Raw genomic sequence first — 25,255 nt, forward strand, 5'->3', positions numbered from 1 at the left:
GATCACTTCGTCTCGGTTTCCTTGTCGCGGAGACGTTTGTAGAATTCCTCGTCTTGTGCTTCGTAGAAGTCCGCTGCCTTGGCCAAGGCAGCGGCCAGCCCGGTCAACTGCGCTGCGCCGCGTTCGCTCTTGTCCCGCATGCTGTCGACGACCGAGTTGAATACATCGACGATGCCCGCCTTGGTTCCCAGCATCCCGACGTCGTTCTCCTTGAGCACCAGCGGGGGCAGGTCGTGTCCCGCGAAGGAGATGACACGGTCGGCCGCGAAGAAAACCTCGCTCTTCGCTTTCCGTAGCGCGTCCGGGTACACCTCGAACCCGGACGAGGCCCCTCCCAGGTCGAACTCACGCGTGGTCACCGGAAATCGCCCTCCTTCGCGGCCTCGGCGATCATCGCCTCACGTCGCCGCGAGGCCGCGGTTTCCGCTCGGTTGACAGCTCGCAGAACATGACCTGCCAGACTGGCGCCGGTCTGGGTCGCCATCGCGTCCCGATCGAGGTCGATCGACACCAGCGTTCCCGACCCGTCGACCGTGACCGCACCGAGGCCCGCCCCGATGTCGGTCACCAGCGGCAGTGCCTCGCCGGCGGTTGCCGCGTTCTCGACGGCCGCGACGCGGGCGTCGATCTCCTTGGCCAGGTGGTACAGCATGTCCTCGCTACTCACCAGTGCCCGCCCCGTTCATCCGGCTCGTCGAGTGAGAGAAAGTCAAGTTCCTCGAAGCTTTCCTCGTCGTCGGCGGAGACGCTGGCGCGGGTGCCGCGAGGACTCTGTTGTCCGGGTGAGGGAACGCTGTCGTGGTGGTGTGCGGTCGGCCTACCGGCGGCAGGGCCGTCGACTGGTGGTGGCGGTTGTTTGCCGAACAGGGCGTTCAGCTGCGGAAGAGCCTCGGCCCGCGCGGCGTCGCGTGCCGCTGTGACCGCCTGGACGATGCGAATGCCCACCGTCTGGACGTGGGGTCCCTCCAGCGCGCGGTCCGCGATGCTCAGGTCGATCAGCGTGCCCTGGCCTGTCACGACCGCGGTGATCAGGCCGTCCGGGGACCGCGACGTGTGACGCGCTGCGGCGAGCCTGTCGTCGAGTTCTCCGGCCTGCCGCCGCACCACCTCGAGATCACCGATCGCTGACCGTGGCGTGCTCATGGCCGGATCACGGCATCGAACATTCTCCCGCCCCCTCCTTGTCGATCTTCGCCACTGATCGTACGTGAGCCGCACTCAACTGTGACGGTGGTGAACCGCACCCAGTTCCTGCTTCTCGCGTCGCTCCTGTCACTGCGGCAACCCCCCTACGTTCTGCGCGGGGTTGAGCCGGGCTGAGTACGAGGAGGTGAAGAAGACCGCTGCGGACAAACGACGAATGATTCGACCCCGCCTTTGTCGTCACATGGTTCAGTTCACGCGCCGACAATTCCTCCCGGTGCGCCGGACCAAGACTGGACATGCCGCGTCACCCCCCGGTGGCGCAGGAATCCGGGTGGCCCCCTGCTTCCCTACGACAATGTCACCAACACGGCGCAGGAGAAGCTGTTTTCGATCCACCTTGTCCTTGCGGCTCTGCTCGCCGCGCCTCACCCGCGTGGACGGGTACTCATTCTTGATGAACTCGCCGATTCACTCGGAGCAGAACATCGGCGCGAGGTCCTTGACGCTATTGCGACCGTGGCCAAGGATCACGGCATCACCATTCTGGCGACCTGTCAAGACGCAATCATGACAGAGGCGCGCCCCTACTGTGGCGAGGTTCTCTACTTCCACTATCCCTCGAAATCCGCACCCCTGAACCGTCCGACGCGGATGTTCGGCTTCGACCCGAACGGAAGCCGCGTCGAACTCACTGCCGAGGCCCTTACCGAGGGCCGTAACCCAGTTTAGCGCGCCCAGCCAGACCCAAATGACAGTGAGCACCAGACGTGACTGGGGGGGTCTTAACCTTCCCATGTCGTGAACGGGGCTGTCGAGCGCGTGGCTCACCGGCCAACCGCGCATCGTGCCGTGCACCAGAAGCCGATTCGGCGAAACCCTTCGTGTTCAGTTAGGCATAGGCGCGACTCCGGCGCGGCGACTGGTCAAGGCCGTGCGCTCCGAGTACCAGGAACCTATTGAGGGCGATCAACGGCTGAGCCGTTCACCGCGTGACGCTGAGAAGGGCAGCCCCTTGCAGCCTGAACTACAGGCCACCTCGAACGTCGCTCATCGGTTGGGTCGATCGTCGTTGGCTACACCGCCGTAATCTGCTATTACGGCTTGGGCCTGGGCGGATGTGATGAGCCATGGTGCTATTTGTGGTTGCTCCCATTCGTTGTTGGATCAGCGAGGATGATCGCTACGAAGACGTCAAAGGCGAGCTCGGGTTCAGCGAGCAGGCCCTGGTAGATAGCGAGATCTCGGGAGCTCGGCACGGCCGGAACTCGGAGGTGGGTGTGCCATTCTCCGACCCACACCCGCTTCCGGCCTGTTCGAAGGCCCAATCGCCGAGCGCCTGGGCATAGTTGAGATCGCGTTCGAAGGATGTCGCTCGTCGAGTGGCATGTCGACCGGGTCCACCGGCATGACGGATAACGAGGCCGCTGCGCTCTGTCGTGCCGAGTAGAATCCCGCCGGTTTCGGTGCCGTCACGGGAAGCTCGTGCCTCGTGGGCGATGGCGTTGACGGCAGGCGTGGTAACGATGATGGCGGCGGGGACGGTGTCTGTCACGGCTTGCCGCACGTAGGACAGTCCTCATGCGGCGGCGCGATGGCGGATGCCCAGCGAGCGTTGCCGGTGTAGCCGAGGTCGAAGGGGCCGGTCCATCCGCGGCGTGCTTGGAGGGCAATGGTCAGCTGTTCGCTGGGAAGGCGGTGTGCGTAGTGGCCAGCCGTTTCCAGCGCAGTTGCGGCAGTGATCTTGGCGGCGAGATCGCCCACGAGGGAGAGGTCAGAGCCTGCGGCCGTCATCGGTTGATGCAAGGTTCCCGTGCCGTAACCGGCTTCGAGCGCATTCGCGCTCTCGACAACCGGCGAATACGCATCATGGCACTGTCCGATCTTCCCGCGGAGCTGTTCGTGGAAGAAAATTTCGGTCCGCAGGAGAACTAGTTGGGCTGGCAGGCCACGCTCGGCCATCGCTCCTCCGCTACCGGGACGTCAGCCGGATGGCGTGTGGTCGATGATGTTGATCAGTTCTGGCAGTTCGGCCAGCTCCGGTCGGCACTTCAGGAGCGCACGTAGCCGTGCGGCGTGCGCCCGGCGAACAATTGGGGTGCCCAACTCGGCGAGTTGACGGCCGACATCCATCGCCGCGTCCGGCCGACCCTGTTCTAGCAGGTGACCGACGACGATCAACCCCCAGGTGGTCGGTGTTGCCCGCAACTCGGGCGCCGTTTCGGCGATGGCCCAGAGCCGACCGAGGTGCCCAGTCTCGATGGCTTGGAACGCGGCGTCCGTGGCCGTCGCGGAATCGGTGACGATGGCCAACACGTCATCCGGGGACAGAGTGGTCCCGAGGGCCAGGACCGCGAGACCAACTGGCGTCGCCGGATCGTCGAAGGTGGCCAGACGCCGCTGGCAGCTGTCGCGCGAGAGCGCGTCCCAGTGCGTGCGGTAGAACCGTGCGAAGTCGTCCCGGCTCGGCATTGCGAGCCAGGACTTCAGAAGTTCGTGCTCAGCGTGGCGGGCGTCCTGATCGGCCACGTACGCGTCGAACCCGTCTCGCGCAATCACCTTCAGCGGCACACCCAGCTTGCTTTCGATCGAGGTACTCGACCGAAGAGCTGCGATGATCTCCACGTTCGCGGCGAACTCGACGTCGTCGAACACCTCCTTGTACTCGCACAACAGCTTCCGTGCGGTGATCCAGTCCTCGACTGTTTCCATAGCGTCACAAAGTTCGAGCTGCGCTCGTGGAATCGGCCGCACCGCCCACGTCGGCAAGGCGTCGGAGATCATGCCGTACTCAATGACGACGCCGCGGATCGATTGTCTGACACGGAAAGCGTGTGCCGCTGCATCGGCCGTGTCGAGCGCTGGGTCGTCCACTTCGGCCACGGCGCGGAACACCTGTTCCAGCGCCGCCTCGGTATGGTCCGCCGCTGCCCACCGCCGCGCCAGGGCAGTGCGTAGCTCTGCGCGCGCCGGTCCGGGCGGCACAGCGTTGATCGCGTCGTCCCACACCTTCCCGGCGGCCTCGTCGTTCTCGTCCACGTCAAACTGTTTGCTGAGTGTGTTCAGCACAACGCAAAAACGGGGCAGGTGTGCGACCGGATCCGCTTCGGTAAGCTGACGGTACAGCGCGACAGACTCCGACATGGCCGCGGTCGCGTCGTGGGGCCGATCCACGCGGGACAGGTAAACGCCGAAATTGTTCAGTGAGTCGGCAAGTTTGGAAAGGTGCGCGATCGGATTCTCCTCGGCCAGCCGGCGCTGGATCGCAACACCTTGTTCTGTGGCCGCGACCGCCTCCTGATGCCGACCCACCGCTTCCAGTCGGCCGCCGAGAGTGATCAGTGAACCCGCCCACTCAGGCGAAATTCGGACTCGGCTCAGCTCGTCGAGCTGCTCGTACAGCGCGACGGCTTCCTCAACGGCCAGCAGTGCTTCCTCCCGCCGCTCCAGCGCGGACAAGACATTACTGAGACCACTCAAAGCGTTGGGAAACTGGGGCAGATAAGCCAACACGTCGTCCGCAGTCAGTTCCTGATAGAGCTGGACAGCCTCCTCAGCGGCGAGCAGCGCCTCTTGCCGCCGGTCCATCCCAGAGTAAATGGCGCCGAGGTTGTGCAGCGACGCGGCAAGGCCGGGGAGGTAGGCGTTCCGGTCCGCGTCAGCCAGTTTGCGATACAGACCAACGGCATTCTTCGCAGATGCCAGCCCGTCATCGAACCATCCCAAGTTGGTCTGGATCGCTCCGAGTAAGTCCCGTGCACGAGCCAGATCAGGAAGGTGTCTGGCGGAATTCACATCGGTTAGATGTTCGAAGAGGTCGACGGCTTCTACGACACACTGGTGCGCACGTCGCCACTGCCCCTGACCTACCAGACTCAGGCTGAAGCTGATCAGTGCGGCACCGAACTTGGACAGGTCGTCAAGAGTCGGGTTCTCCTCGGCCAATCGTCGATACAGTGCCGTGGCTTCCTCTCCCGCGGCGAACTCCTCGTCGCGACGCTCCGTCGCGGAGAGCAGACGACTGACGGAGAACATCGAGTCGGCGAGGTGCCGCTGGTGGCGTGCCGGGTCGAGTCGGATGAGTCGCCGGTACAGGTCGAGTGTTTCCTCCGCTGCTTCCAGCGCTTCCCCGTGCCGCCCCAGATTCAATCGTGCGCTTTTGAGAGCGTTCAGTGCGTTGGCCAGCCCGTTCAGGTGAGCGACCCGATTCGCTGCGGCGAGTCGCCGATGAAGGGTAACGGCTTCTTCTGCTGCTTCGAGCGCCTTCTCGTAATTGTTCGTGCACATCAGGGCGAGACTGAGCGTGAGGGTGGCCATGGCAAGGTTTCGAATGTGGGCGTCCGGATTCATTATGAACAGTTGCCGGCAGCTCTCCGCGGCTTCCTGCGCGGTTTCGAGCGCTTCTTCCCACTGTTTGGCAGCCATCTGGCATTTGCTCAGGCTGATGAGCGACGCTGCGAAGTGAGCCCCATGTCCGGCCCGTCCCGATCCCGCTAGTCGCCGGTAGATGTCAACGGCCTTCGTGACGACCGCGAGGGCTTCCCGGATGTCTACTTCGGACAAACGATGGCCGAGGTTGGTCAACGCCGCCGCGAGATCCGGAAGATGGACGGCGGGGTTGGCGTCGGCCAGATATTCGTGAATGTGGACGGCCTCCACCGCCACGTTGAGCGCCTCACCCAGTCGATCCACGTCGGATAACTGCACGCCGAGGTTGGCCAGCGAACCAGCGAGATCGGCCAGGAAGCCCGCCGGGTCGTCAGCGGCGAGCTGCCGATACAGCGTCACTGCTTCTTCGGTCGCGTCCAGTGCCTTCTGATGAATGCCCATGACGCTCCGGGTCGCGCCGAGGATCGACCACGCTCTGGCCCGTTCACGTCGGCGAAAGGTCGAGTCAGGCGTGGTCAGGCGTTGATGGAGGTCCACGGCCTCTTCAGCGGCTGCGAGCGCATCCTCATGACGCCCCAGAGCGAGCAGTCGGTTGGCGAGGCTAGCCACCCCGCTTGCCAGTTGGGGCAGGCCCGTTCCGAGCTCTGTCCGCGCCATCAGCCGGTAACGTGAGACGGCCTCCTTGGTGGTCGTCAGCGCCTCTTGTGGATGTCCCAGCTGGACCTGGAACACGGCCTGGCGTTCCAGGGACATTGCCAGATCGCGCTCGTAGCCGGCGGGCTCGGTGATCACGAGTTCCCGGTAGTGACCAACCGCTTCGGTGATCGCGGCGAAGCCGGTGACCGGGTCACCGGCATAGCGGGCACGCTCTGCGACCTGTGCGAGAAGCTCGGCGACGATATGCCGAGGCGCCCCGTTCCGCCGCGCGTCGTCCAGGCGGGTCTTGTCGACGATGAGGCCGAGTTCGTACATCGGCATGGTCCTGAATGGCAGTTCGGCAGAGAGGGAATCCAGCGGAATGGCGGTCGAAGGACGGGAGACGACGTCGCACAGTGCGGTGAGTGCTGGCCCGGGCTGTCGGATCGCCACGGCGAACGCGGCTCGCCACCGTGTCGGCTCGGCATCGAGGATCGCGGTGATCATGGGGACGGTGGTGGCCGGCTCGCGCTGTCCGGCCCTGTCCAGGATGGCGATCGCGGTGTCAGTCCGCTGCTCACCAGCGTGGGCGAGCGTCGCGTGGAGCAGTGATTCGTCTCGAGCGAGTTCGCTGAGCAGCAGGTGGTCGCCGATCGGATCGGGGCGGACGGCGAGTCCTTCCCCGCTGGCCGGGTTGAGGCAGGTCTGCAGCGTGCGCCGGATGAGGCGTCGTTCCGTTGGGTCGTCGTTCAGGTCGTCGATGGCGGTGAGCACCCGACCCGCCTGCTTTTCGTCCGCGGCCACGAGCGACACGCAGGCCGCGGCGGTGCGCAGCAGTCTCCGGTCAGGTGTACGGCCTGCCAGCTCCGTATACACCTTGCACCAGTAGTTCTCTTCGTGCCGCAACGCTTCGTCGTACAGTTCAGTTTGGGTGGTAGGCAGTGTGGTGACACCGGAAGCGGCGATCCACCCGAGGAGCACGAGGTCAAGCGTCGTCCATCGGATGGCGGTACTTGGTGTGAGCGGAATCGACACCCGGCCGTTGGGAGCCAGCGCGGCGATCGTCCGGAGAAATATGTCCGTCGTGCTCGGGTGCTCGTCCGGAAGGGTGATTTCCTCACGTCGGTAAGAGTGCCGGTCGTCGTCCAGGGCGCCCACGATGTCGGTGAACCACTGGCCGGCGGCGGACCGAGCTGTGAGCACCACGACCGACGGCCGGTCTCGTCCGGCACGCAGCAGTTTTAGCAGGTTCGTCACCTCGCTGACCCGACCGTCCGCGTAGTCCACCACTACCAGGAGGGGTGTGCTCACGGTCGTCAACGAAGTCGGATCGGCGCCCTTGGGCAGCACGCCCGAGTACCAGCCCTCCTGCCGGAATCGGTTGGCCAACTCGAGCACCAGTCGGGTTTTGCCCGCGCCGCCAATTCCGTCCACGACCGCGATGCCCGTTCGGTCACCCTCGACGACCTGACGGCACCATTCCAGCAGCACAGTCAGTTCATCACGTGCCTGGAACGGCACCAACGCGTATTCCGCACGCAACAGCCGCACCGGTGTTTCCGCGCTGTCGGCCGGCCGGTACGGCTCTCGCAACGGTCCCCCGCCCAGATCCGCTTCCAGGCGCCGAGTCGCGTCGAAGTCCGCCCGCCAACGAGCCAGATCGAATGACTCGGGTGGTACGCCTGCTCGTTTGTCCTTGGCATATCGCTCGCATGCCAACACGAACGATTCCACCGTGGGCCACCGTGAGGCTCTGCCACTCAACAAGTCGCTGATGGTGGCTCTGGCCAGCCTGGCTCCAGGCAGCCTGCTGGCGCAAACTTCCAATTCCCGATAGCTCGGCTCGCCCACCAGTACTCGTAACTCGCGCAGGTGTTCAGCAAATGTGAGACGCGGGTCCACGTGCGGCACTCCTCGGGCGCTCAATCATGCTGGGAAATTGACGCCCAATCTTATGTGGTCTCGCGTCCGGCTTCGGCGGCCGGACCAAACCGGACACCAGACGAGCCACTGTTGACTCATGACAACCATGAGGGCCAGAGCAGTTGTCGGCTGCTACGCGCTGGCCGTGACACAACTGTCTACGCTGGCGGCCGTCGCGTGCAGCGCCGGGATAGTCTTATTCGCCGTTACCTCGGGCCTCGTCGCGATCAGCGTCCTGGCCAGGACGAAGACCCGCCGGGACGCCGCTTACCGGGTCTTGAGGCTTCTACTCGGCCACCGACGCACATGCTGTGATGCCCTGGCGTGCCAGCGCCGCCTTGACTCCGCTGGAGAAAGCGGTGGCACGGGCGGACCCGCGACGACTATCGGTCAGGACGCCGCGATCAAAGCTTCCGATGGGCTTCACACCCGGGACGTGTCTTGAGCTAGGCGGTGACGACCCTGTCGCGACCGCCGGCACGCTCGACGTGCCGATTCTTCCGCTCCAAGGCGGACTCGACTACCAGGTCACCGCGAACGACGACCTTCCTCACCGCAGTCCAGGTTTACCAGGCCCGCGACGACGACCAGCGCCGGCAACTCAATCATGCGGTCTTTCACCGGCTCTACCTGGCCGACGGCCGCATCACCAACCATGAGCCACGGTCAGCGGCATCCTGACCTAAACAACACCAGCCACAGGAAGTCCGACACCTTACGGGAATAGAACACAAAAACAGGTCCTGACCAGCAAAAACCCTCTCGCTCACATTTCGAGCGAGAGGGTTACTCTACGAACAGATCCGCAGGTCAGAGCATGAAAATCGAACTTCCAGTGGAGCTAAGGGGACTCGAACCCCTGACCCCCTCACTGCCAGTGAGGTGCGCTACCAGCTGCGCCATAGCCCCGAAGCGAAGGTGTTCTCCGCATCTCGTGTGTACATAAGGTACACCCCCGTCCAGGCGTCGTTCACAGGGGGGTGCCTCACTGTCGGTGACCAGCCACTTTCCCCGAAGACGTCGTCGTCCCGGGGTTCCCCGTAGGCTGCCTGTCGTGAGCCAGCCGATCCTGCTGACCGTCGACGACGATCCCGCCGTCTCCCGGTCCGTCGCCCGTGACCTGCGCCGTCGTTACGGCAAGGACTACCGCGTCATCCGTGCCGACTCCGGGGCCGACGCGCTCGACGCGCTCCGGGAGATCAAGCTGCGCGGGGACGCCGTCGCCGCGATTCTCGCCGACTACCGGATGCCGCAGATGGACGGCATCTCCTTCCTGGAGCAGGCCATGGACCTGTTCCCGCACGCCCGGCGCGCGCTGCTGACCGCGTACGCCGACACCGACGCCGCGATCCAGGCGATCAACGTGGTCGACGTCGACCACTATCTGCTCAAGCCGTGGGACCCGCCGGAGGAGAAGCTGTACCCGGTGGTCGACTCGCTGGTCGAGACCTGGCGGGAGCTGGGAGATCGGGCGGTCGGGGACATCAAGGTCGTCGGGCACCGCTGGTCGTCCCCATCGTACCAGGTGCGTGACTTCCTCGCCCGCAACTCGGTGCCGTACCGCTGGTACTCGGTGGACGACGCCGAGGCGTGCCGGCTGCTGGAGGCCGCGGGTGCCACCGCCGCCGACATCCCGGTGCTCATCACCGCGGACGGCACGGTTCTGCGGCAGCCGGACGGCGCCCAGATCGCCGACGCCGTCGGCCTGTCCACCCGTCCGGCCCAGGAGTTCTACGACCTGGTGGTGATCGGCGGCGGCCCCGCCGGGCTCGGCGCGGCGGTGTACGGCGCGTCCGAAGGCCTGCGCACGGTGCTCGTCGAGCGCAAGGCCACCGGTGGTCAGGCCGGGCAGAGCTCCCGCATCGAGAACTACCTGGGCTTCCCCGACGGCGTTTCCGGCGCCCAGCTCACCGATCGTGCCCGCCGTCAGGCGCAGAAGTTCGGCGCGGAGGTGCTGACCGCGCGTGACGTCGTGGGGCTGGAGGCGCGCGGTTCCGCGCGGGTGATCACGTTCGGTGATGGGAGTGAGATCGCCGCGCATTCGGTGGTGCTGGCGAGCGGCGTCGCCTACCGCGCGCTGGAGGCGGACGGTGTCGCCGAGCTGACCGGTCGCGGCGTGTTCTACGGGTCGGCGGCCACCGAGGCTCCGGAGTGTCACGGCGAGCACGTCTACATCGTCGGTGGCGCCAACTCCGCTGGTCAGGCGGCGGTTTTCTTCTCGAAGCACGCCAGCGCCGTCACCATTCTCATTCGTGGTGAGTCGCTCGAGGCGTCGATGTCGCACTATCTCATCGAGCAGATCGCCGCGATCGGCAACATCCGGGTGCGGACCGGGACGACGGTGCTGAAGGCGCATGGCGCCGAACATCTCGAAGCTCTCACGCTCTGTGAGAACGGCGTCACCGAGACCGTCGAGACCGGGCACCTGTTCATCTTCATCGGCGCCGCGCCCCGCACCGACTGGCTCGGGGACGGGCTGCTGCGCGACGCCCACGGCTTCGTCCGCACCGGCCCCGACCTGCTCGCCGAGGGACGCAGACCGCCCGGCTGGCCGCTGGACCGGGACCCGCACTACCTCGAATCGTCGATCCCCGGGGTGTTCGTCGCCGGGGACGTGCGCGCGCAGTCGGTGAAGCGCGTCGCGTCCGCGGTCGGGGAGGGCGCCATGGCGGTCACCCTCGTCCATCGCTACCTGGAGGAGCAGTGAGCGAATCCCCAGTCGAACCCGCCCTGCCGCGCGACGAACTCCGCGGCCTCTTCCTGTTCGAGCACCTGACCGAGCAGCAGCTGGACTGGGTGTCCGGGCACGCGGTGCTGGAGCACTACCCGGCGGGCACCACGATCATCCGCGAGGGTGACCCGGCGACCTGTTTCTACCTGCTGCTCTCCGGGGCGCTGCGGCTGACCAGGCTGGTCAGCGGGACCGAGGTCGAGGTCAACCGCTCCGACCAGCGCGGCGCCTACTGCGGCGCCACGCAGTTCTTCGTGCACCAGGGCACCGAACACAGCTACGGCGCGTCGGTGCACGCGATCAGCGACCTCACCTTCCTCACCCTGCCCGCCGAGGAGTTCGCGATCGAGTTCCGCCAGTGGTTCCCCATGGCGACTCACCTGCTGGAGGGCATGTACCTGGGGTGGCGCAACAGCGACACGGTCATCGGCTCGCGCCGCCGCCTGCTCGCGCTCGGCGAGCTGTCGGCCGGGCTCACCCACGAGCTGAACAACCCGGCCGCCGCCGCGGTGCGCGCCACCTCGTCGCTGCGCGAGCGCGTCGCCGGGATGCGCCACAAGCTCGCGCTGCTGGCGAAGAAGGACATCGAGCCCGAGTTGCTGGAGCTGCTGCTCGACGTCCAGGAACGGCTGGTCAAACAGGTCGCCTCGGCGCCGAAGCTGAGCGCGATACAGCAGGCCGACCGTGAGGACGAGATCGGCGACTGGCTCGACGAGCACGGCATCGACCAGGGCTGGGACCTGGCGAGCATCTTCGTCGCGGCCGGGCTGACCGCCGAAGACCTCGACCACGTCCTCGAATCCGTGGGCGAAACCTTCCTCGACGGCGCCGTCCGCTGGCTGGCCTACGCGCTCGAAACCGAGATGCTGATGAGCGAGATCGAGGACTCGACCACGCGGATCACCGCGCTGGTCGGCGCGGCGAAGCAGTACTCGCAGATGGACCGCGCGCCGCACCAGTGGGTCGACGTGCACGAGGGCCTCGACTCCACGCTGGTCATGCTGGCGGGCAAGATCGGCGCGAACGTTCGCGTCGTGAAGGAGTACGACCGTGACCTGCCGCGGATCCCGGCCTACGCGGGCGAGCTGAACCAGGTCTGGACGAACGTCATCGACAACGCGCTCGGCGCGATGAACGGCGAAGGCACGTTGACGCTGCGGACGTGGCGGGTCGACGACCAGCTCCGGGTGGAGATCGGCGACACCGGGCCCGGGATCCCGGACGACATCCGGCCGCGGATCTTCGAGCCGTTCTTCACCACGAAGGCGGTCGGCGAGGGCACCGGCCTCGGTCTCGACATCTCGTGGCGCATCGTCGTCGAACGGCACCAGGGCGACGTGCGCGTGGAGTCCGGGCCGGGGGACACGCGGTTCGAGATCTGCCTCCCGATCGCCGAGCAGGCCGCCATCTAGGGCCGGTGGCCGAGCAGGTCGCCGGGCTGGCAGCCGAGCACCTGGCACAGCCTGCTCAGCGTGGAGAACCGGATCGCCTTGGCGCGCCCGTTCTTCAGCACGGACAGGTTGACGACCGTGACACCGACCCGGTCGGCCAGCTCGGTCAGCGTCATCCCGCGCTCGGCCAGGATCCGGTCGAGATGGACTTCGATGCCGTGCGGTTCTTCGGGCGGCATTACACGGTGCCTTCGAGGTCTTCGCGCATCCGGCTGCCGATGCGCAGGACGCGGGCGAAGGACAGCGCCGCGGCACCGGTGACGACGGCCCACCACGGCATGAACTCCATCCAGCCGCTGAGCCAGGAGCTGGTGGGCAGCTCGCCGACCATGCTCTGGCGCAGGGAGTACTGCGCCAGAGCCGCGAGCAGCGCGCTCACCGGCCCGCCGAGCAGGACGTACCACCCGAACAGGCGCAGCTTCCCCGGGATCGCGTCGGAGTAGGGCCCCTGCCTGGCCGCGGTCTTGAGGAAGTGCAGCAACAGGATCATCGTGCCGACGAGGAACACCGCCGGCGGCAGCTTGGCGCCGATGTCCGCGAAGCGCTGCCCGCCGCTCGGCTGCTCGACGCACAGGCTCCCGATCCGGGCGTGCGCCTCGACGCCCGCCTTCACCGGGACCCCGAGGTCGCCGGTGATGTGTGCGGGCACGTAGCCGTCGGCGTCGACGCAGAGGGGGCCCGGGGTCACGCCCGGCAGCCAGCCCACCGCGTGCAGGTTCACCCAGACGGCGACGATCAGCGCGAGCCAGAAGAGCACGGACAGTACCTCGGCGATCCCGCGCAGGGGCTGGAACGGGTTGCGCTCCTTGGTCGTCTTGCTCATGACGCCGTCGCCTCCATATCGTTTTTCGATGTTATCGAGAAACGATAGCATCGAAAAACGATATGGTCGACCGGCTCGGGTGGCGTAGCGTTGGGACGTGTCGCGTTTCGAGTTGACCACGGGTATCGCGGCGTCGCCGCAGCGGGTTTTCGGCCTCTCGCTCGAGGTGGAGGTGCATACCGCCTCGATGGCCGGTTCCGCCGAGCGGGCGGTCGGCGGGGTCACCTCGGGTGGGCTCGGGCTCGGTGACACGGTCACCTGGGAGGCCAGGCACTTCGGCCTGACCTGGCGGATGACCTCCCGGATCAGCGCGTTCGAGGAGCCGGGGTACTTCGTCGACGAGCAGGTGTCCGGCCCGTTCCGGCACTGGCACCACGCGCATCACTTCGCGTCGGACGGTCGCGGTGGGACCGTGATGCACGACGTCGTCGATTTCGCCGCGCCGCTCGGGCCACTGGGGGCCCTTGCCGACGTGGTGGTGCTGGGCCGCTACATGCGCCGGCTGATCGAGGAGCGCAACGCGCACGTCAAGGCGGCGGCCGAGACGGCTCCCTGAGGTCACGCCGAGCACCCGATCGTGTGATGGCATCGAACGAGCGTTCGAGTACGGTTGTGGTGTGGGTCACTCGGCCCGCGTGGTACGGGGGAGGTGTCAGGGGCGTGCGCCCAGTTTTGGCAAGGTCAGGGTCAGAGCCGCGGTGGTCAGCCAGCTCAGCAGGTCGGTCAGCGGGATCCGGGAGAGGCGTTCCGGCCACTCGTCCGCGACGGCGTGCAGCACGAGTTCGTCGTGCCGTGGCTCGACGGCCGTCAGGCGGATACCCGGCGGCAGTTCGGGCAGGGGGAGCCGGATGGGCTGGAAGCGTGGGGGTGGGCGGAACTTCCTGCGTCCGATGTGGAGCGAGCGCGGGGTCAGCACCACCGCCGAATCGTCCACAGTGGATTCCAGGGTCAGGTGACCCCAGCCGGGCCGCCGGGCCCAGCGCACGTGCAACAGGCCGTCTTCGGCCGGGGTCGCCACGATGCCCGGCCGATGCCCGGCCACCCGGTCCCGGACGACCTCGGCGGCGACGGCGATCCGCAGTTCCACCCCGGCGGGGATCGCCGCGGGAGTGGGGAGGGAGCGTAGTTTCACGTCGCGGGCCAGCACCGTGACCCGGCGCAGCGGGATGCGCTTGTCCTCCGCGTCACCGTCCGTGCTGTCCGCGTCGTCCGCGGGCTCGGGCCAGTCGAGGTCCTCGGCGACGATGCGCACGTCGCCGAGGCGTCCGGTCGCGAGCTTGAGCGAGTCGGCGGGGTAGTCCAGTTCGGTCAGTGTCAGGCCGACCTCGTGGTCGCCGACCTTCGCGGTGAGCCTGCGCCCGACGAGCTGTTCGGTGACGGTGCGGGCGAGCGCGGCGGGAGTCGCCGGGACCTGCGGGAGCAGGGCGCGGCCCGCTGCGGCCAGGCCGGAGAGTTCAGGCCAGGGCACCCAGCTGTCGAACCAACGCCCTTCGCTCATCGGACCAGTGTCGCCGAAGACGGCGCCTCCGGGAGTGCCGGGTGCGTGAGGCGTCGCCGGAGCCCTGCCTCGGGCGCCGTGAGCAGGCCGTGCTGACCTGGGAAAACGTCGAGGGAAAGGGGGAGTTGCCGGGTGTCCCACTGCCGGGTGAACGTGCCTGGCCGGTCGGGTGTGACATCCGCCTCGGGCGGGTGCCGACAGCCGCGGTGTGTCTAGGAAAGGGGGCTGTCCGCTTCGCTGTGGCGGACGATCTCGTCGACGACTTGCGCGATCGGTGCGGTGGCGTCGATCACGATGCCGTCCTTCGGGAGGTCCTCCCGTGTTCGGTGCAGTCGCGTGATGAGTTCCCGCTCCGCCGGCTTTCCGCCCCACTCGTCTTCCGGGCGCGTGGCGAGTCGCCGGTGCAGTGTCGCGAGGTCGACCTCGAGGACGAAAACACCGTCGAACAACCCGATGAACCTGGCGAAATTCCTGGAGCCGCCACAGAAGAACGTCACCGCCTCGCCCTGGTCGGCGACCAAGGCCTTCACCTTGTCGATGCGCCAGATGTGGTTCTCGTGCGTGAACCCGTCTGTCGGTTCACCGGTTTCCGGATCGCCCTGATAAGCCAGTTCGCGATCGCCGTTGACGGCCTGGTAGCCGCGGCGCCGCAGTTCCTTCCAGACCGACGATTTTCCGGTGCCGGAAACGCCTTCGATCAGATAGTTCCTCCTGCCCATCACCGGAGAGTACGAAGATCGGTCCCGGGCGGCACACGCGGGCCGGGTGACTTCGGTGCCGGAGCACCGAGGCGCCGAGGTGCTCGGCCGCGCCGGGTGCGAAAGCTGGGAGAGGTGGTCCGCCCATTTCGGTGGTGAAGAACCGGCTGCACCTCGACGTCCAGGTCGGCGGCGGCCGGGACACGCCATGGGAAACGTGGTGGCCGCGCGTGGTGGCGGCGACCGAGCGCCTGACCGTGCTGCGTCGGTACGACTTCCGGGGCAGGCCCGACCACGTCGTGCTGGCGGACCCGGAGGAAAACGAGTTCTGCCTGGTGACAGTGGATCCGAGGAGGGGGTGGCTAATCGTGAGCGGGCGGTGAGAAGGCGAAGTCCCGGTCGAGCAGGCGGGCGATGGCCCAGTCCTGAGCGGCGACGCCGACGGACTTGAACACGGTGCGTCCGTCCACTGTGGACGGATTCCGCAGCGCGTGGCCCAGTTCGAGGATCGCGGCGCGGTCGACGAGGCCGGTGCCGACGGCGTGCCGGATCTCGCCGGATTCCTCGAGACACGCGTCGAGCTGGTCGACGACCACGGCCGAGGCGGTCGCGAGCAGCTCGGCGGGCAGTTCCCGCATGGACGGCCGGAACGAGCCGATCGCGTTGACGTGCACCCGGTCCGGGAGCGCGGCCGTGTCGAGCACGGGGGTCGCGCTGGAGGTGGCGCAGCAGACGATCTCCGCCTCGGCGACGGCGTCGTCGGCGGTGTTCGCCACCCGGGTGCGGAGCCCGGGGAACTCGGTGGCCAGCGCGGCCAGCAGGGCGTGTGCCCTGGCGGGGCTCCGGGTGAACACGGTCAGCGTCGCCAGGTCCCGGACGGCGGCCACGGCGCGGACCTGGTCGGCGGCCTGCGCCCCGGCACCGATCAGTGCGAGCCGGGTGGCGTCGCGCGGCGCGAGCAGATCGGTCGCGACTCCGCTGGCCGCGCCGGTGCGCAGCGTCGTGATGGTGGCGGCCTCGGCGACGAGCTGCCGTTCGGTGGTGGTCCACACGAGCGTGCTCTGGATGAGCGGGTCGCGGCCGGGGACGACACTCGTCGTCTTCACCGTGGCCGCGCCGGTCGGCTGGTGATGAGCGCTCATCACCAGCACCGTGCCCTGATCCGGCGCCGTGCCGCCGAAGGCCAGCCGCTGTGGCTGGACGAAGTGGCCGTCGGCGAGGTCGAGGAACGCCTCGCGGACGGCGGCCACGGCGGCGGGCATCGGTACCGCGGCGCGGACTTCGTCGGCGCTGAGCCGGGTGGTCATCGCACTCCCGGTGGTGGTCGCCCGGGTGCCAGGTGCCCGTGCGACGGATGGAGGGAATTGTCGGTGGCAGAGGTTAGCGTGGTCCGGTGCGGAGAAGCCATGTCTGAACCCCAGCCCGAGACCACCGAACGTGTCTTCCAGCGCGAGGACTGGTACGCCGAGGAGCTCACCGGACGGCGGTTCGTGCGGTGCGAGTTCCACGAGGTCGACCTCACCGAGGCGAGCACGCGTGGCGTCGTGTTCACCGACTGCGTGTTCGGCAACGTGCGGTTCAACTCCTCGCGGCACACCGATTCGGCGTTCACCGGCTGCGCCTTCAAGCGCTGCAACCTGTTCGACACGGAGTTCGTCGGGTGCAAGCTCGTCGGCAGTGTGTTCACCGAATGCTCGCTGCGGCCGATGCGGGTCACCGGCGGGGACTGGTCGTTCGCCGGGCTGCCCGGCGCCGATCTGCGGGGCGTGCGGTTCCACCAGGTCCGGCTCCGGGAGGCCGATCTCACCGCGGCGAACTGCGTGGACGCGGTGTTCGCCGACGTCGACCTCTCGGCCGCCCAGCTGCACAGCGCGAAGTTCGGCCGCGCCGATCTGCGGGGCAGTGATCTGTCGGCGTTCGACCCGTTCAACGTCGAGCTGGCCGAGGCGATCATCTCGCCGGAGCAGGCGACGGTGCTGATGACGTCGATGGGGCTCAAGGTGCGGGCGTAGGCCCGTGTGTCAGGGGTGCTGGGCGAGCAGTTCGCGCAGGATGGCGAGCAGCTCGCGGCGGTCCCCGGCGCCGAGCTTGCCGCGGATGCGGGCCATGTGGTGCTCGACGGTCTTCCCGGAGATGAACAGCTTGCTCCCGGCCTGCTTGTAGGTCAGCCCGTCGACGACCAGCCGCGCCACCTGCAGCTCGCGTTCGCTCAGCGCGCTCAGGCCGGTCGCCCCGGCCGGTTCGGACGCGCCGGGCTCGCGGCGCGCGGTGCTGCCCTGGAACTGCCGGGCCGCTTCGAGCAGGTGGACCATGGCCTTGCGGTCGGCGGTGCGGATCGCGGCCTGGCCCGCCAGGCGGGCGGCGTCCCAGCACAGGCCGAGTTCGTGCAGTTCGGCGGCGGCCGCGGCGACCTCGCCGGGGTCGACGGTCCCGCTGAGCACGGCGAGCCAGCCACGTGCCGCCCGCGCCATCGTCGCCGGGTACCGGCCGTGGTCCGCGTGCCGGGTCAGCGTCGCCAGCTGGGCTTCCGCGGCGGCGGGGTCCTCCATGGTGATGGCGGCGTGCAGTTCGTGCCAGGCCAGCGAAACCGTCCACAAAGGAGGGTCGCCGAGCCGGGCGAGGAGCGCGTGCGCGCGGTCGAGCTGCCGGGCGAGCTTGGCGTGCGCGCCGGCGCGGGCGGCGGCGATGGCGAGTTCGCCCAGCGGCAACAGGGTGAACAGGTCCGCCTGCTGGCGCATCGACGCCTGGTAGGCGCGGTCCCACGCGTGCTGCAAGCCGACCAGGTCGCTGGCGCGCCGGGCGAGCCCGAGGTCCAGCGTCGCGAAGAACAGCTCGTCCCGCGCTTCGAGGGGATGTCCGAGGCGGCTCACGGCGTCGCGGTGTTCGGCGGCGGTGGCCAGATCCCCGGCGGTCATCGCGACCCAGCCGAGCAGCAGCCGGTGCCGGGTGGCCAGCAGGTCCCCGCCGATCCGATGCGTCAGCGCGCGGGTCAGCACCGACTCGGCCAGCGCCAGCTCCCCGGAGTGCAGCCCGGCGAGCGCGGCGAGCGCGGCCGGGCTGTCGGGCAGGGCGAGGCCGCCGCCTGCCGGTTCGAGCATCGCCGCCGCGCCCACCAGGGTGGAGAGCGTTTCGGCACCGCCCGGGGACACCGACTCGGCGACGCCGTGTGCCATGCGCGTGGCCGCCCCCGCGAACAGGGTCGGCACGACCTCGGCGGCGGGGGAACCGAGCAGGCGGTTCGCGCCGTCGAGGTCCCCGGTGCCGACGAGCGCGATCGCCGCGAAGGCGTCCGCGTCGCCGCGGCCCGCCCAGTGGTAGAGCTCCGCGCTGCGGGCGAGTTCGCCGCGGTGCGCCAGGACCGTCGCGGCGATTTCCGCGCCGGTCGCGCGGGTGCCGGGGTCTTCGCCGCCGAGCATGCTGTCGCCGAGGCGCAGGGCCGTGTCCAGGTCTCCGGAGAGCGCCGCGGCGCGGGCCCAGCCCGCGGTCAGCTCGGTACCACGGGCGCCGGACGCGGCCGCCGCCGAGGAGAACCGCGCCGCCAGGGCCGCGTCGGCGGGCAGCGCCTCCCGCGCGGCTCCCGCGAACGCCGCGGCCGCGCTCGCCCCGGCGCCACCGGCGTCGAGCAGGGACCGGGCGAGGTCGAGCACCGGCAGTCCCTTGCCGAGCTGGAGGTCCACGAGCCGTTGCAGCGTGGCGAGCCGCCGGGCCGGTGGGCTGAACGCGCGGATCGCGTCCGCGGCCAGTGGCAGCAGCACGTCGTCGGTGCCGAGCAGCCCGGTCGCCCGCGCCCCGTCGACGACCTCGGGCAGCCGGTCCGGCGTGCGGCCGAGCAGCACGCTCAGCAGGTCGAGGTTGCGGCCGGCGCCCGCCTCGGCCGCGAGCAGGTACCGCAGCACGTCGTCGTCCAGCTCGGCCAGCTCGCCCCGGAACTCGGCGAGGCCGCCGGTGAGCGCCCGCACGACGAGCCGGGGCACGCCGCCGCTGCGCGTGTGCAGTTCGGCCACCGCGGCGATGTCCGTCGTCTCGCCGGTGAGCTTTTCCCGCAGCTGAGCCACTTCCTCCATACCCAGCGGGGACAGCCGCAGGCCGGGGGTCCGCCTGCCGAACGCCTCGCCGAGCAGGCGCAGCGCCGCCGGGGGCCGGGGCCGGTGGGCCAGCACCATCGGCGCGTCCGTCCGGTCCGCGAGCGCGGTGAGCCGGTCGAGTTCGTCTTCGCCGAGCCGGTCGGCGTTGTCGACGAGGACCGCTTCGACGCCGGCGGCGCGATAGCCCGCGCCGAGCGCGTCGAGGAGGGCCGTCTTGCCGTACCCGCCGGGGGCGACGACGGTGAGCCGCACCGGGCGGCCGGGGTCGGCGGAGACGTCGGCCAGCAGCCGACGGGCGGCGGGGTGGACGAGTGCGGTGCCGGATGTCGCCAGCAGTGCGTTCAACAGTGACCCTCGGCGGATGTGGCTGCGCCGGGCCGGGCGCAGGTCGGGGAGGTGGGGGGAGCGGGGTGGGGGCCCGCGGTGGCCTCGTGCGTGGTCAGCGTGATCGTCAGGATCGACGCGGTGAGCGCGAGGACCGCGGCCGCGGCGGCCAGTGGACGTCGTCTGCCGAACAGCCTGCCCGGACCCCGGCGTTCGGGCAGCGTGAACGGCGTGATCTCGACCGGCGGCCGGGCCGGTCGTTCGCTGACCTCGGGCGGGGCCTCGGGCTGGGGGAGCAGCGTGGTCTCGGCCACGGCGCGCCGGGCGGGCGCGCTGGTGGTCAGCACGCTCGCGCCGAGCGCGGTGGTCAGTTCCGGGTGTGGGCCCGCGAACACCGGGCACGGCAGGCGCCCCGGCAGCGAACCCGGCGCGATCGGCCCGCAGAACACGATGCCCGCCAACGCCTTCGGCGGGATCGACGCGGTGTGGGCGAGCGCGAAGACGGTGCTCACCGCGGCGGCGGGGGCGACGCCCTCGGCCGTGGTCACCGGTCGCCAGCCGCTCGCGCCCGAGGCGGTCGCGAGCGTCACGGTCACCCCGTCCGGGCCGTACTCGCACACCGCGGCCGCGGTGTCGGCCGGTCCCGGGGCGGGCAGATGGGCGTGCAGCGCGGCGATCGGCCCCGGCACCAGGGTCACCGCGGCGATCCCGGCCGTGGCCAGTTCCCGGCGCAGCAGTTCGCGCCGGTAACCGCCCCAGCCCGCCGGGTGGGTCAGGATCACCTGCTCGGGCGGTCCGTCGAACAGCCCGGCCGCGTGTTCGACGATGCCCTCGACGAGCACGCCGCTCAGCGACTGAGGTGAAAATCGTTCGCCTTCAACGATGATCGGCACGTCGTCGCCGATCCGCTGGTGGAATCCGGTGAGCAGCCGGGAGGGGATCGTGGCACCGGCGTGCGCGGCCGCGTCACCGGTCAGCAGGTAGCCCTCGTCGTCCAGGAACAGCGCAGACGCCGCCGACGGCGCCTGCTCGCCGAGCCACAGCGGCTCGGGCGGGCCCCAGCCCTCCCCGGTACGGGAGCGGGTGGCGGCGTGGGTCCTGGTGGGAGCGACGTCGATGCCGAGGACGTAGGACATCGGCACCTCCTCCTTCGTCGCGCAGACCGGTGGGGACACCCCTAGGGCTCGGAAATCCTCACCCGTTCGGGGCACTCAAGCAAGCTGGGAGAGGGATTTAACCCAACGGGACGCATCTCGGATCAGCCCCTAACTCCCTAACGATGTCGTACCGATCCCCTAATGGAGGACCTCTCGACGACTCGGAGTGATCCCCGATGTGTCCCGGGGCGGGTGCTCCCTAGCTTGTTCGGCACGCGCTGGACCAGTACCGGTCCGCGTCGCCCCGTCCCTCGGACCTCCCCAGGAGAACTCCCCATGCGCTCTGCGCAGACGCTGCACGACTTCACCCTCAACCTGCTCTCGAACCCGGCCGCGCTGCAGGCGTTCGGCACCGACCCGCAGCAGGCGCTCGCCGCCGCCGGGCTCGACGACGTCAGCGCCGCCGACGTGCACGAGGTCATCCCGCTGGTGCTCGACTACGTTCCGGTCGACAACCCGGGCGGCCTCGGCGGCGTCCCGCAGTTCGGTGACCTCACCGAGCGCGCCGACGTCCCGCAGGAGGGCCTCCAGGGCGCCATCGCCCAGCTGCAGGCGCTCACCGCCGGCCTCGGCCTGCCCGCCGCGCCGGAGCTGCCGGGCACCGAGCTGCCCGGGGTCCCGGCGGGTGTCCCGTCCGTCCCCACCGTTCCCGCCGTTCCCGGCACCCCGGACCTCGGCCTGCACGCCCCGGCCATGCCGCATCTGCCGGGCGAGGCCGACGTGACCAACGCCGCCGCCGGTGTCACCGCGCTCGCGCACGACCCGGCCGCCGCCTTCGGCCACGCGGGTGACCTCGCGCACGGTCTCGACGCGGCCCCGGCTGTTCCGGCCGTCCCGGCCACCCCCGCCCTCGACGAGGTCGCGGGTCACGCCGAGCACGCCCGCGGCGAGCTGGGCGACGCAGGGCACGGCGCGGGCCTGCCCGTTCCGGGCGAGCTGCCGAACCCGGCCGGGCACGTCCCCGGCGCGGGCGAGCTGACCGGCGCGCTCGGCGGCGGGCACGTCGGCGACCTGACCGGTGGGCTGCAGCACGCCACCGAGACGGCCAAGCACTTCGGTGGTGAGCTGGGTCACGCGGGCTCGAACTTCGGGACGCAGATCGCCAACGCCGCGCACAACGGCGTCACGCACAACGACACGGGCATCGCGCACAACGGCGCCGGTGACGTCACCTCCTCGGTCGGCGACGGCGCCGGTGTCTCCGGTGTCCACGACGTGGTCTCCGCCTCGGGCAACGACCTCGGCCACAACGACCTCGGGCACGTCCACACCGGCGACATCGCCTCCGGCAACGACGTGCACATCTCGTTCTGATCCGGCCACGATCACCGATCGTGGACTCCCCGGCCCCGCGGCCCGCTTCCGGCCGCGGGGCCGGTCCCCGTTGTGCGCCCGGTTCCGGAAGGGTGGACACTCCTTCGTCGTGACCGTCCCCGCCTGGCTCGAAGTCCTCGACGAGACCCTGGCCGCCTGCCGTGCCCACGGCCGCGCGGATCTCGCCGACCGGCTGCACCGGCGCCGCGGCGCCGACCCCGGTGGCACGCGGCTGGCCGTGCTCGGTTTTCCCAAGCAGGGCAAGGGGTATCTGCTCAACGCGGTGCTGAACGCGCCGGTCTGCGCGGTCGGTGACGCGGTTACCCCGCCGGTGCCGACCGAGGTCGGCTACGCCGCCGAACCCGGTGCCGCGCTGGTCGGCCGGGCGCACGAGCGGATCCCGGTCGCGGTGGAGCGGCTGACCGGCGAACTCGGCGCGCGCCCGGCCGGGACGCTGCGCCGCGTCGAGGTCGGTGTCCCGCGCGAGCTGCTGTCCGCGGGGCTCGTGCTGATCGACACCCCGCCGGTCGGCGATCCGCGGTCCCCGCGCACCGCGGCCGCGCTCGACGTCCTCGCCGACGCGCACGCGGTCGTGCTCGTGTCCGACGCCACCGCGCCGCTCACCGCCGCGGAGCTCGCGCTGGCCCGGCACGTCCGGACCTGGTGCCCGCACGTCGTACTGGCGCTGACCAAGATCGACGTCTGCCCCGGCTGGCGCGCGGTCGCCGAGCGCGACCGCACCGCGCTCGCCGAGGCCGGGATCGACGCGGCGGTCCTGCCCGTTTCGGCGGTCGTCCGGCAGGCCGCCGCGAAGACGGGGGACACGGCACTCAACGCGCAGTCCGGTTTCCCGGCATTGCTGGCGTGGATCGCGGAGCAGGCCGCGCGCGGCCCCGAGCAGTCAGCCGCGCTGCTGGCCGCGGTCGGGGTGCGGGCCGCGGCGGCGGAACTGGTCGACACCCTGCGCGCACGGGCCGAGGCCGCCGGGCAGGACGCCGGGACCGACCAGACCACGCTGCTGAACCGCGCGCAGCGCCGCGGCGACGAACTACGCAGGCAGAACCTGAAGTGGCAGAACCTGCTCGCCGACGAGATCGCCGACCTGAGCGCCGACGCGGAGTACGACCTGCGGGAACGCACCCGCACCATCGTGCAGCACATCGACCGGACCTTCGACGAGGGCGATCCCGGCAAGGTCTGGCCGGATTTCGCCGCCTGGCTGGACGAAACCCTCGCCGAAGCGGTCGAGACCAACTACGGCTGGCTGGCCGCGCGGGCGGAGTGGATCGCCCAGGCCGTCGCCGCGGTGTTCGGCACCCGGTACGAACGCGACCTGCCCGATCTGCGCCTGGACGGTTCCGGCGCCGCGACGATCGGCGACGTCGGCGCGCCGCGGATCGAACGGTTCAAGATCGGCCAGAAGGCGTTCACCGGGCTGCGGGGTTCCTACGGCGGCGTGCTGATGTTCGGCCTGGTCACCAGCCTCGCCGGGATGCCGCTGATCAACCCGGTGTCGATCGGCGCCGGTGCCGCGTTCGCCGCCAAGACCATCCACGACGAGGGCGGGATGCGGCTGCAACGCCGCCAGGCGGTCGCGAAGGCCGCCGCGCAGCGCCACGTCGACGACGTCTTCCTGCGGTTCTCCAAGGAATCCCGTGACGCGATCCGGCTGGTGCAGCGGCGGTTGCGCGATCACTTCACCGAACTAGCCGAGGAACTCTCCGAAGAGCTGACCGCCGAACGCGAGACGATCATCGCCGGTTCGGCCGAGCGGGAACGCCGGTCCGCGTCGCTGCGGCGGGAGATCGACCGGCTCGCCGCGCTGCACAAACGCGCCGGGGAGCTGGGGCTGCGGGCCGGGCGGGTGCCTAGGGAGCTGTCCGCGTGACCGAGGACGTCCGGGCACTGCTCGCCGACGCCGCCGCGCTCTACCGCGACGATCCGCGTGCGGCCGGGCGGCTGCGCGCGTTCCTGGACGGCTGGGACGAGCCGCTGCGCGTCGGCTTCACCGGGCCGCCGGGCGCCGGGAAGTCGACACTGGCCGCGGCGCTCGGCGAATGGCCGACCCGGGCGCTGCGCGAGGTCGCCCTGCTCGACGATCCGCCGGTGCCCGCCGACGCGGTCGTGCGGCTGATCCGGCACCTCGAACCGGACGAGCTGGCCTCGGTGCGGCCGGATGGCGGCTCGGCCTTCGCCCGGCAGAGCGCGGTGCACACGATTCTCGTGCTGGCGCGGGCCGACGAGGTCGGCGCGGGCCGGATCGACGCGCTGCTGAACGCGAAGCAGCTCGCCCGGCGGGTCTGGCGCGAGGACCCGCTGTGTGCCGGGTTCCCCGGCGTCATCGCGGTCGCCGGGCAGCTGGCCTACGCCGGGCGCGCCCTGCGCGACGACGAGTTCGACCTGCTCGCGGTACTGGGCGCGGTGCCGCGAGCCGAGCTGGACCGGCATCTGATCTCGGTCGACGCGTTCATCGCGGACCCCTTTCCGGTCGCGCTGCCCGCCGAAACCCGGCGTTCACTGCTGGCCCGGTTCGGGCTCTACGGCGTCCGGCTCGCCGCGACGCTCGTCCGGACCGGCTGTGACAGCCGGCTGCGGCTGTCCGCGGAACTCGTCCGGCGCAGCGGCCTCGGCGAGCTGCGCGACACGATCGCGAGCTGTTTCGTCGCCAGGGCCGGGGTGCTCAAGGCCCGCACCGCCGTGCTGTACCTGGAATCCCTGCTGCGTGGCGATCCCCGCCCGCAGGGCGACCGGCTCGCCGCCCGTGTCGAGCGGTTCGCCGCCGCCTGCCACGACTTCCGTGAGCTGCGGCTGATCGCCGACCTCCGTGGCGGGCGGACGGCGCTGACCGGGGAGGCCGCCGAGGAGGCCATGCGGCTGCTGGGCGCGCAGGGCACCTCGGCGGGCGAACGGCTCGGGCTGCCGCCGGAGGTCGACCCGGCCGACGTGCACGCCGCGGGGCTCGACGCGATCCGGCGCTGGCGGCACGAGGCGGAGCGCCCGGACCGGCCGCGGGCCGGGCGCGCGGCGGCCCATGTCGTCGTGCGCAGTGCCGAGGGCGTGCTCGCTGCGGCGTTCGGCTGACC

General features: G+C 69.8%; 21 protein-coding genes and 1 tRNA gene. 9 read left to right on the forward strand and 13 right to left on the reverse strand.

What is annotated here, in order from left to right; translation table 11 throughout:
- Nucleotides 1-2: 2 nt before the first annotated feature.
- From ABD987_RS07865 to ABD987_RS07875, 3 genes are read right to left on the reverse strand one after another with little or no spacing between them, the layout of a single operon-like run.
- Complete coding sequence (locus tag ABD987_RS07865) at nucleotides 3-359, reverse strand: hypothetical protein (RefSeq protein ID WP_345388637.1); 357 nt, start codon at nucleotides 357-359, stop codon at nucleotides 3-5.
- Entirely contained in the window at nucleotides 356-667 is a 312-nt protein-coding gene (locus ABD987_RS07870; RefSeq protein WP_345388639.1) for a YbaB/EbfC family nucleoid-associated protein, read from the reverse strand. The genes ABD987_RS07865 and ABD987_RS07870 overlap by 4 nt, the downstream gene beginning before the upstream one ends.
- Complete coding sequence (locus ABD987_RS07875; protein WP_345388641.1) at nucleotides 664-1,143, reverse strand: YbaB/EbfC family nucleoid-associated protein; 480 nt, start codon at nucleotides 1,141-1,143, stop codon at nucleotides 664-666. Before ABD987_RS07875 ends, ABD987_RS07870 begins: the two co-directional genes overlap by 4 nt.
- A 519-nt stretch (nucleotides 1,144-1,662) precedes the next feature.
- Between ABD987_RS07875 and ABD987_RS07880 the strand changes: the two genes are divergently transcribed.
- The gene (locus ABD987_RS07880) at nucleotides 1,663-1,875 is read left to right on the forward strand and encodes a hypothetical protein (protein ID WP_345388643.1); all 213 of its coding nucleotides are present in this window, start codon (nucleotides 1,663-1,665) and stop codon (nucleotides 1,873-1,875) included.
- 819 nt (nucleotides 1,876-2,694) lie between these two features.
- Here the strand turns inward: ABD987_RS07880 and ABD987_RS07885 are convergent.
- The 3 genes from ABD987_RS07885 to ABD987_RS07895 all read right to left on the reverse strand — a co-directional run bounded on the left by ABD987_RS07885 (nucleotide 2,695) and on the right by ABD987_RS07895 (nucleotide 9,000).
- Nucleotides 2,695-3,105: a hypothetical protein gene (locus ABD987_RS07885; protein ID WP_345388645.1), complete on the reverse strand. Its 411-nt coding sequence runs from the start codon at nucleotides 3,103-3,105 to the stop codon at nucleotides 2,695-2,697.
- Between the two features lie 21 nt (nucleotides 3,106-3,126).
- On the reverse strand, nucleotides 3,127-7,902 hold the full coding sequence (locus tag ABD987_RS07890; protein WP_345388647.1) for a tetratricopeptide repeat protein: 4,776 nt from the start codon (nucleotides 7,900-7,902) through the stop codon (nucleotides 3,127-3,129).
- A gap of 1,025 nt (nucleotides 7,903-8,927) precedes the next feature.
- Nucleotides 8,928-9,000, reverse strand: a tRNA-Ala gene (locus tag ABD987_RS07895).
- 145 nt (nucleotides 9,001-9,145) lie between these two features.
- On the opposite strand from ABD987_RS07895, the gene ABD987_RS07900 reads away from it, so the two are divergent.
- Together ABD987_RS07900 and ABD987_RS07905 are read left to right on the forward strand one after the other, a co-directional pair.
- Nucleotides 9,146-10,798: an NAD(P)/FAD-dependent oxidoreductase gene (locus tag ABD987_RS07900; RefSeq protein WP_345388649.1), complete on the forward strand. Its 1,653-nt coding sequence runs from the start codon at nucleotides 9,146-9,148 to the stop codon at nucleotides 10,796-10,798.
- Nucleotides 10,795-12,234 (forward strand): ATP-binding protein, encoded by a 1,440-nt coding sequence (locus ABD987_RS07905; RefSeq protein ID WP_345388651.1) that lies wholly within the window; start codon nucleotides 10,795-10,797, stop codon nucleotides 12,232-12,234. The genes ABD987_RS07900 and ABD987_RS07905 overlap by 4 nt, the downstream gene beginning before the upstream one ends.
- On the opposite strand, the gene ABD987_RS07910 is transcribed toward ABD987_RS07905, so the two are convergent.
- Complete coding sequence (locus tag ABD987_RS07910; protein ID WP_345388653.1) at nucleotides 12,231-12,452, reverse strand: helix-turn-helix domain-containing protein; 222 nt, start codon at nucleotides 12,450-12,452, stop codon at nucleotides 12,231-12,233. The two genes, ABD987_RS07905 and ABD987_RS07910, sit on opposite strands and share 4 nt — an antisense overlap.
- Complete coding sequence (locus ABD987_RS07915) at nucleotides 12,452-13,096, reverse strand: hypothetical protein (protein ID WP_345388655.1); 645 nt, start codon at nucleotides 13,094-13,096, stop codon at nucleotides 12,452-12,454. The genes ABD987_RS07910 and ABD987_RS07915 overlap by 1 nt, the downstream gene beginning before the upstream one ends.
- A gap of 97 nt (nucleotides 13,097-13,193) precedes the next feature.
- Between ABD987_RS07915 and ABD987_RS07920 the strand changes: the two genes are divergently transcribed.
- On the forward strand, nucleotides 13,194-13,652 hold the full coding sequence (locus tag ABD987_RS07920; protein WP_345388657.1) for an SRPBCC family protein: 459 nt from the start codon (nucleotides 13,194-13,196) through the stop codon (nucleotides 13,650-13,652).
- A gap of 96 nt (nucleotides 13,653-13,748) precedes the next feature.
- Here ABD987_RS07920 and ABD987_RS07925 read toward each other — a convergent pair whose 3' ends face one another.
- Nucleotides 13,749-14,594, reverse strand: coding sequence for a hypothetical protein (locus ABD987_RS07925; RefSeq protein ID WP_345388659.1), 846 nt, complete (start codon nucleotides 14,592-14,594; stop codon nucleotides 13,749-13,751).
- A 212-nt stretch (nucleotides 14,595-14,806) separates the two neighbouring features.
- The gene (locus ABD987_RS07930) at nucleotides 14,807-15,313 is read right to left on the reverse strand and encodes an AAA family ATPase (RefSeq protein ID WP_345388661.1); all 507 of its coding nucleotides are present in this window, start codon (nucleotides 15,311-15,313) and stop codon (nucleotides 14,807-14,809) included.
- Nucleotides 15,314-15,444: 131 nt separating this feature from the next.
- Between ABD987_RS07930 and ABD987_RS07935 the strand changes: the two genes are divergently transcribed.
- A complete protein-coding gene (locus tag ABD987_RS07935) occupies nucleotides 15,445-15,675 on the forward strand; it encodes a VOC family protein (RefSeq protein ID WP_345388663.1) in 231 nt (76 codons plus the stop codon).
- On the opposite strand, the gene ABD987_RS07940 is transcribed toward ABD987_RS07935, so the two are convergent.
- Nucleotides 15,655-16,599, reverse strand: coding sequence for an ornithine cyclodeaminase family protein (locus ABD987_RS07940; RefSeq protein ID WP_345388665.1), 945 nt, complete (start codon nucleotides 16,597-16,599; stop codon nucleotides 15,655-15,657). The two genes, ABD987_RS07935 and ABD987_RS07940, sit on opposite strands and share 21 nt — an antisense overlap.
- 99 nt (nucleotides 16,600-16,698) lie before the next feature.
- Between ABD987_RS07940 and ABD987_RS07945 the strand changes: the two genes are divergently transcribed.
- Nucleotides 16,699-17,304: a pentapeptide repeat-containing protein gene (locus tag ABD987_RS07945; protein WP_345388667.1), complete on the forward strand. Its 606-nt coding sequence runs from the start codon at nucleotides 16,699-16,701 to the stop codon at nucleotides 17,302-17,304.
- A gap of 9 nt (nucleotides 17,305-17,313) precedes the next feature.
- Here the strand turns inward: ABD987_RS07945 and ABD987_RS07950 are convergent, their stop codons facing one another.
- Together ABD987_RS07950 and ABD987_RS07955 are read right to left on the reverse strand one after the other, a co-directional pair.
- A complete protein-coding gene (locus ABD987_RS07950) occupies nucleotides 17,314-19,722 on the reverse strand; it encodes a helix-turn-helix transcriptional regulator (RefSeq protein ID WP_345388668.1) in 2,409 nt (802 codons plus the stop codon).
- Nucleotides 19,719-20,837 (reverse strand): molecular chaperone DnaK, encoded by a 1,119-nt coding sequence (locus tag ABD987_RS07955; protein WP_345388670.1) that lies wholly within the window; start codon nucleotides 20,835-20,837, stop codon nucleotides 19,719-19,721. Before ABD987_RS07955 ends, ABD987_RS07950 begins: the two co-directional genes overlap by 4 nt.
- 297 nt (nucleotides 20,838-21,134) lie before the next feature.
- On the opposite strand from ABD987_RS07955, the gene ABD987_RS07960 reads away from it, so the two are divergent.
- The 3 genes from ABD987_RS07960 (at nucleotide 21,135) to ABD987_RS07970 (ending at nucleotide 25,253) form a co-directional block, all read left to right on the forward strand.
- Nucleotides 21,135-22,172, forward strand: a complete 1,038-nt coding sequence (locus ABD987_RS07960; protein ID WP_345388672.1) for an IniB N-terminal domain-containing protein — start codon at nucleotides 21,135-21,137, stop codon at nucleotides 22,170-22,172.
- Between the two features lie 109 nt (nucleotides 22,173-22,281).
- A complete protein-coding gene (locus tag ABD987_RS07965; protein ID WP_345388674.1) occupies nucleotides 22,282-24,060 on the forward strand; it encodes a P-loop NTPase family protein in 1,779 nt (592 codons plus the stop codon).
- Nucleotides 24,057-25,253, forward strand: coding sequence for a GTPase (locus tag ABD987_RS07970; protein ID WP_345388676.1), 1,197 nt, complete (start codon nucleotides 24,057-24,059; stop codon nucleotides 25,251-25,253). Before ABD987_RS07965 ends, ABD987_RS07970 begins: the two co-directional genes overlap by 4 nt.
- Nucleotides 25,254-25,255: the final 2 nt, after the last annotated feature.

Source organism: Amycolatopsis samaneae (assembly GCF_039541975.1).
Taxonomy (GTDB): domain Bacteria; phylum Actinomycetota; class Actinomycetes; order Mycobacteriales; family Pseudonocardiaceae; genus Amycolatopsis; species Amycolatopsis samaneae.

What these genes read in the sequence shown, in the direction of transcription:
- ABD987_RS07955 (WP_345388670.1), bottom strand. Translation starts at nt 20,837, where the DNA reads ATGTCCTACGTCCTCGGCATCGACGTCGCTCCCACCAGGACCCACGCC.
- ABD987_RS07945 (WP_345388667.1), top strand. Translation starts at nt 16,699, where the DNA reads ATGTCTGAACCCCAGCCCGAGACCACCGAACGTGTCTTCCAGCGCGAG.
- ABD987_RS07915 (WP_345388655.1), bottom strand. Translation starts at nt 13,096, where the DNA reads ATGAGCAAGACGACCAAGGAGCGCAACCCGTTCCAGCCCCTGCGCGGG.
- ABD987_RS07875 (WP_345388641.1), bottom strand. Translation starts at nt 1,143, where the DNA reads ATGAGCACGCCACGGTCAGCGATCGGTGATCTCGAGGTGGTGCGGCGG.
- ABD987_RS07940 (WP_345388665.1), bottom strand. Translation starts at nt 16,599, where the DNA reads ATGACCACCCGGCTCAGCGCCGACGAAGTCCGCGCCGCGGTACCGATG.
- ABD987_RS07910 (WP_345388653.1), bottom strand. Translation starts at nt 12,452, where the DNA reads ATGCCGCCCGAAGAACCGCACGGCATCGAAGTCCATCTCGACCGGATC.
- ABD987_RS07885 (WP_345388645.1), bottom strand. Translation starts at nt 3,105, where the DNA reads ATGGCCGAGCGTGGCCTGCCAGCCCAACTAGTTCTCCTGCGGACCGAA.
- ABD987_RS07960 (WP_345388672.1), top strand. Translation starts at nt 21,135, where the DNA reads ATGCGCTCTGCGCAGACGCTGCACGACTTCACCCTCAACCTGCTCTCG.
- ABD987_RS07930 (WP_345388661.1), bottom strand. Translation starts at nt 15,313, where the DNA reads ATGGGCAGGAGGAACTATCTGATCGAAGGCGTTTCCGGCACCGGAAAA.
- ABD987_RS07925 (WP_345388659.1), bottom strand. Translation starts at nt 14,594, where the DNA reads ATGAGCGAAGGGCGTTGGTTCGACAGCTGGGTGCCCTGGCCTGAACTC.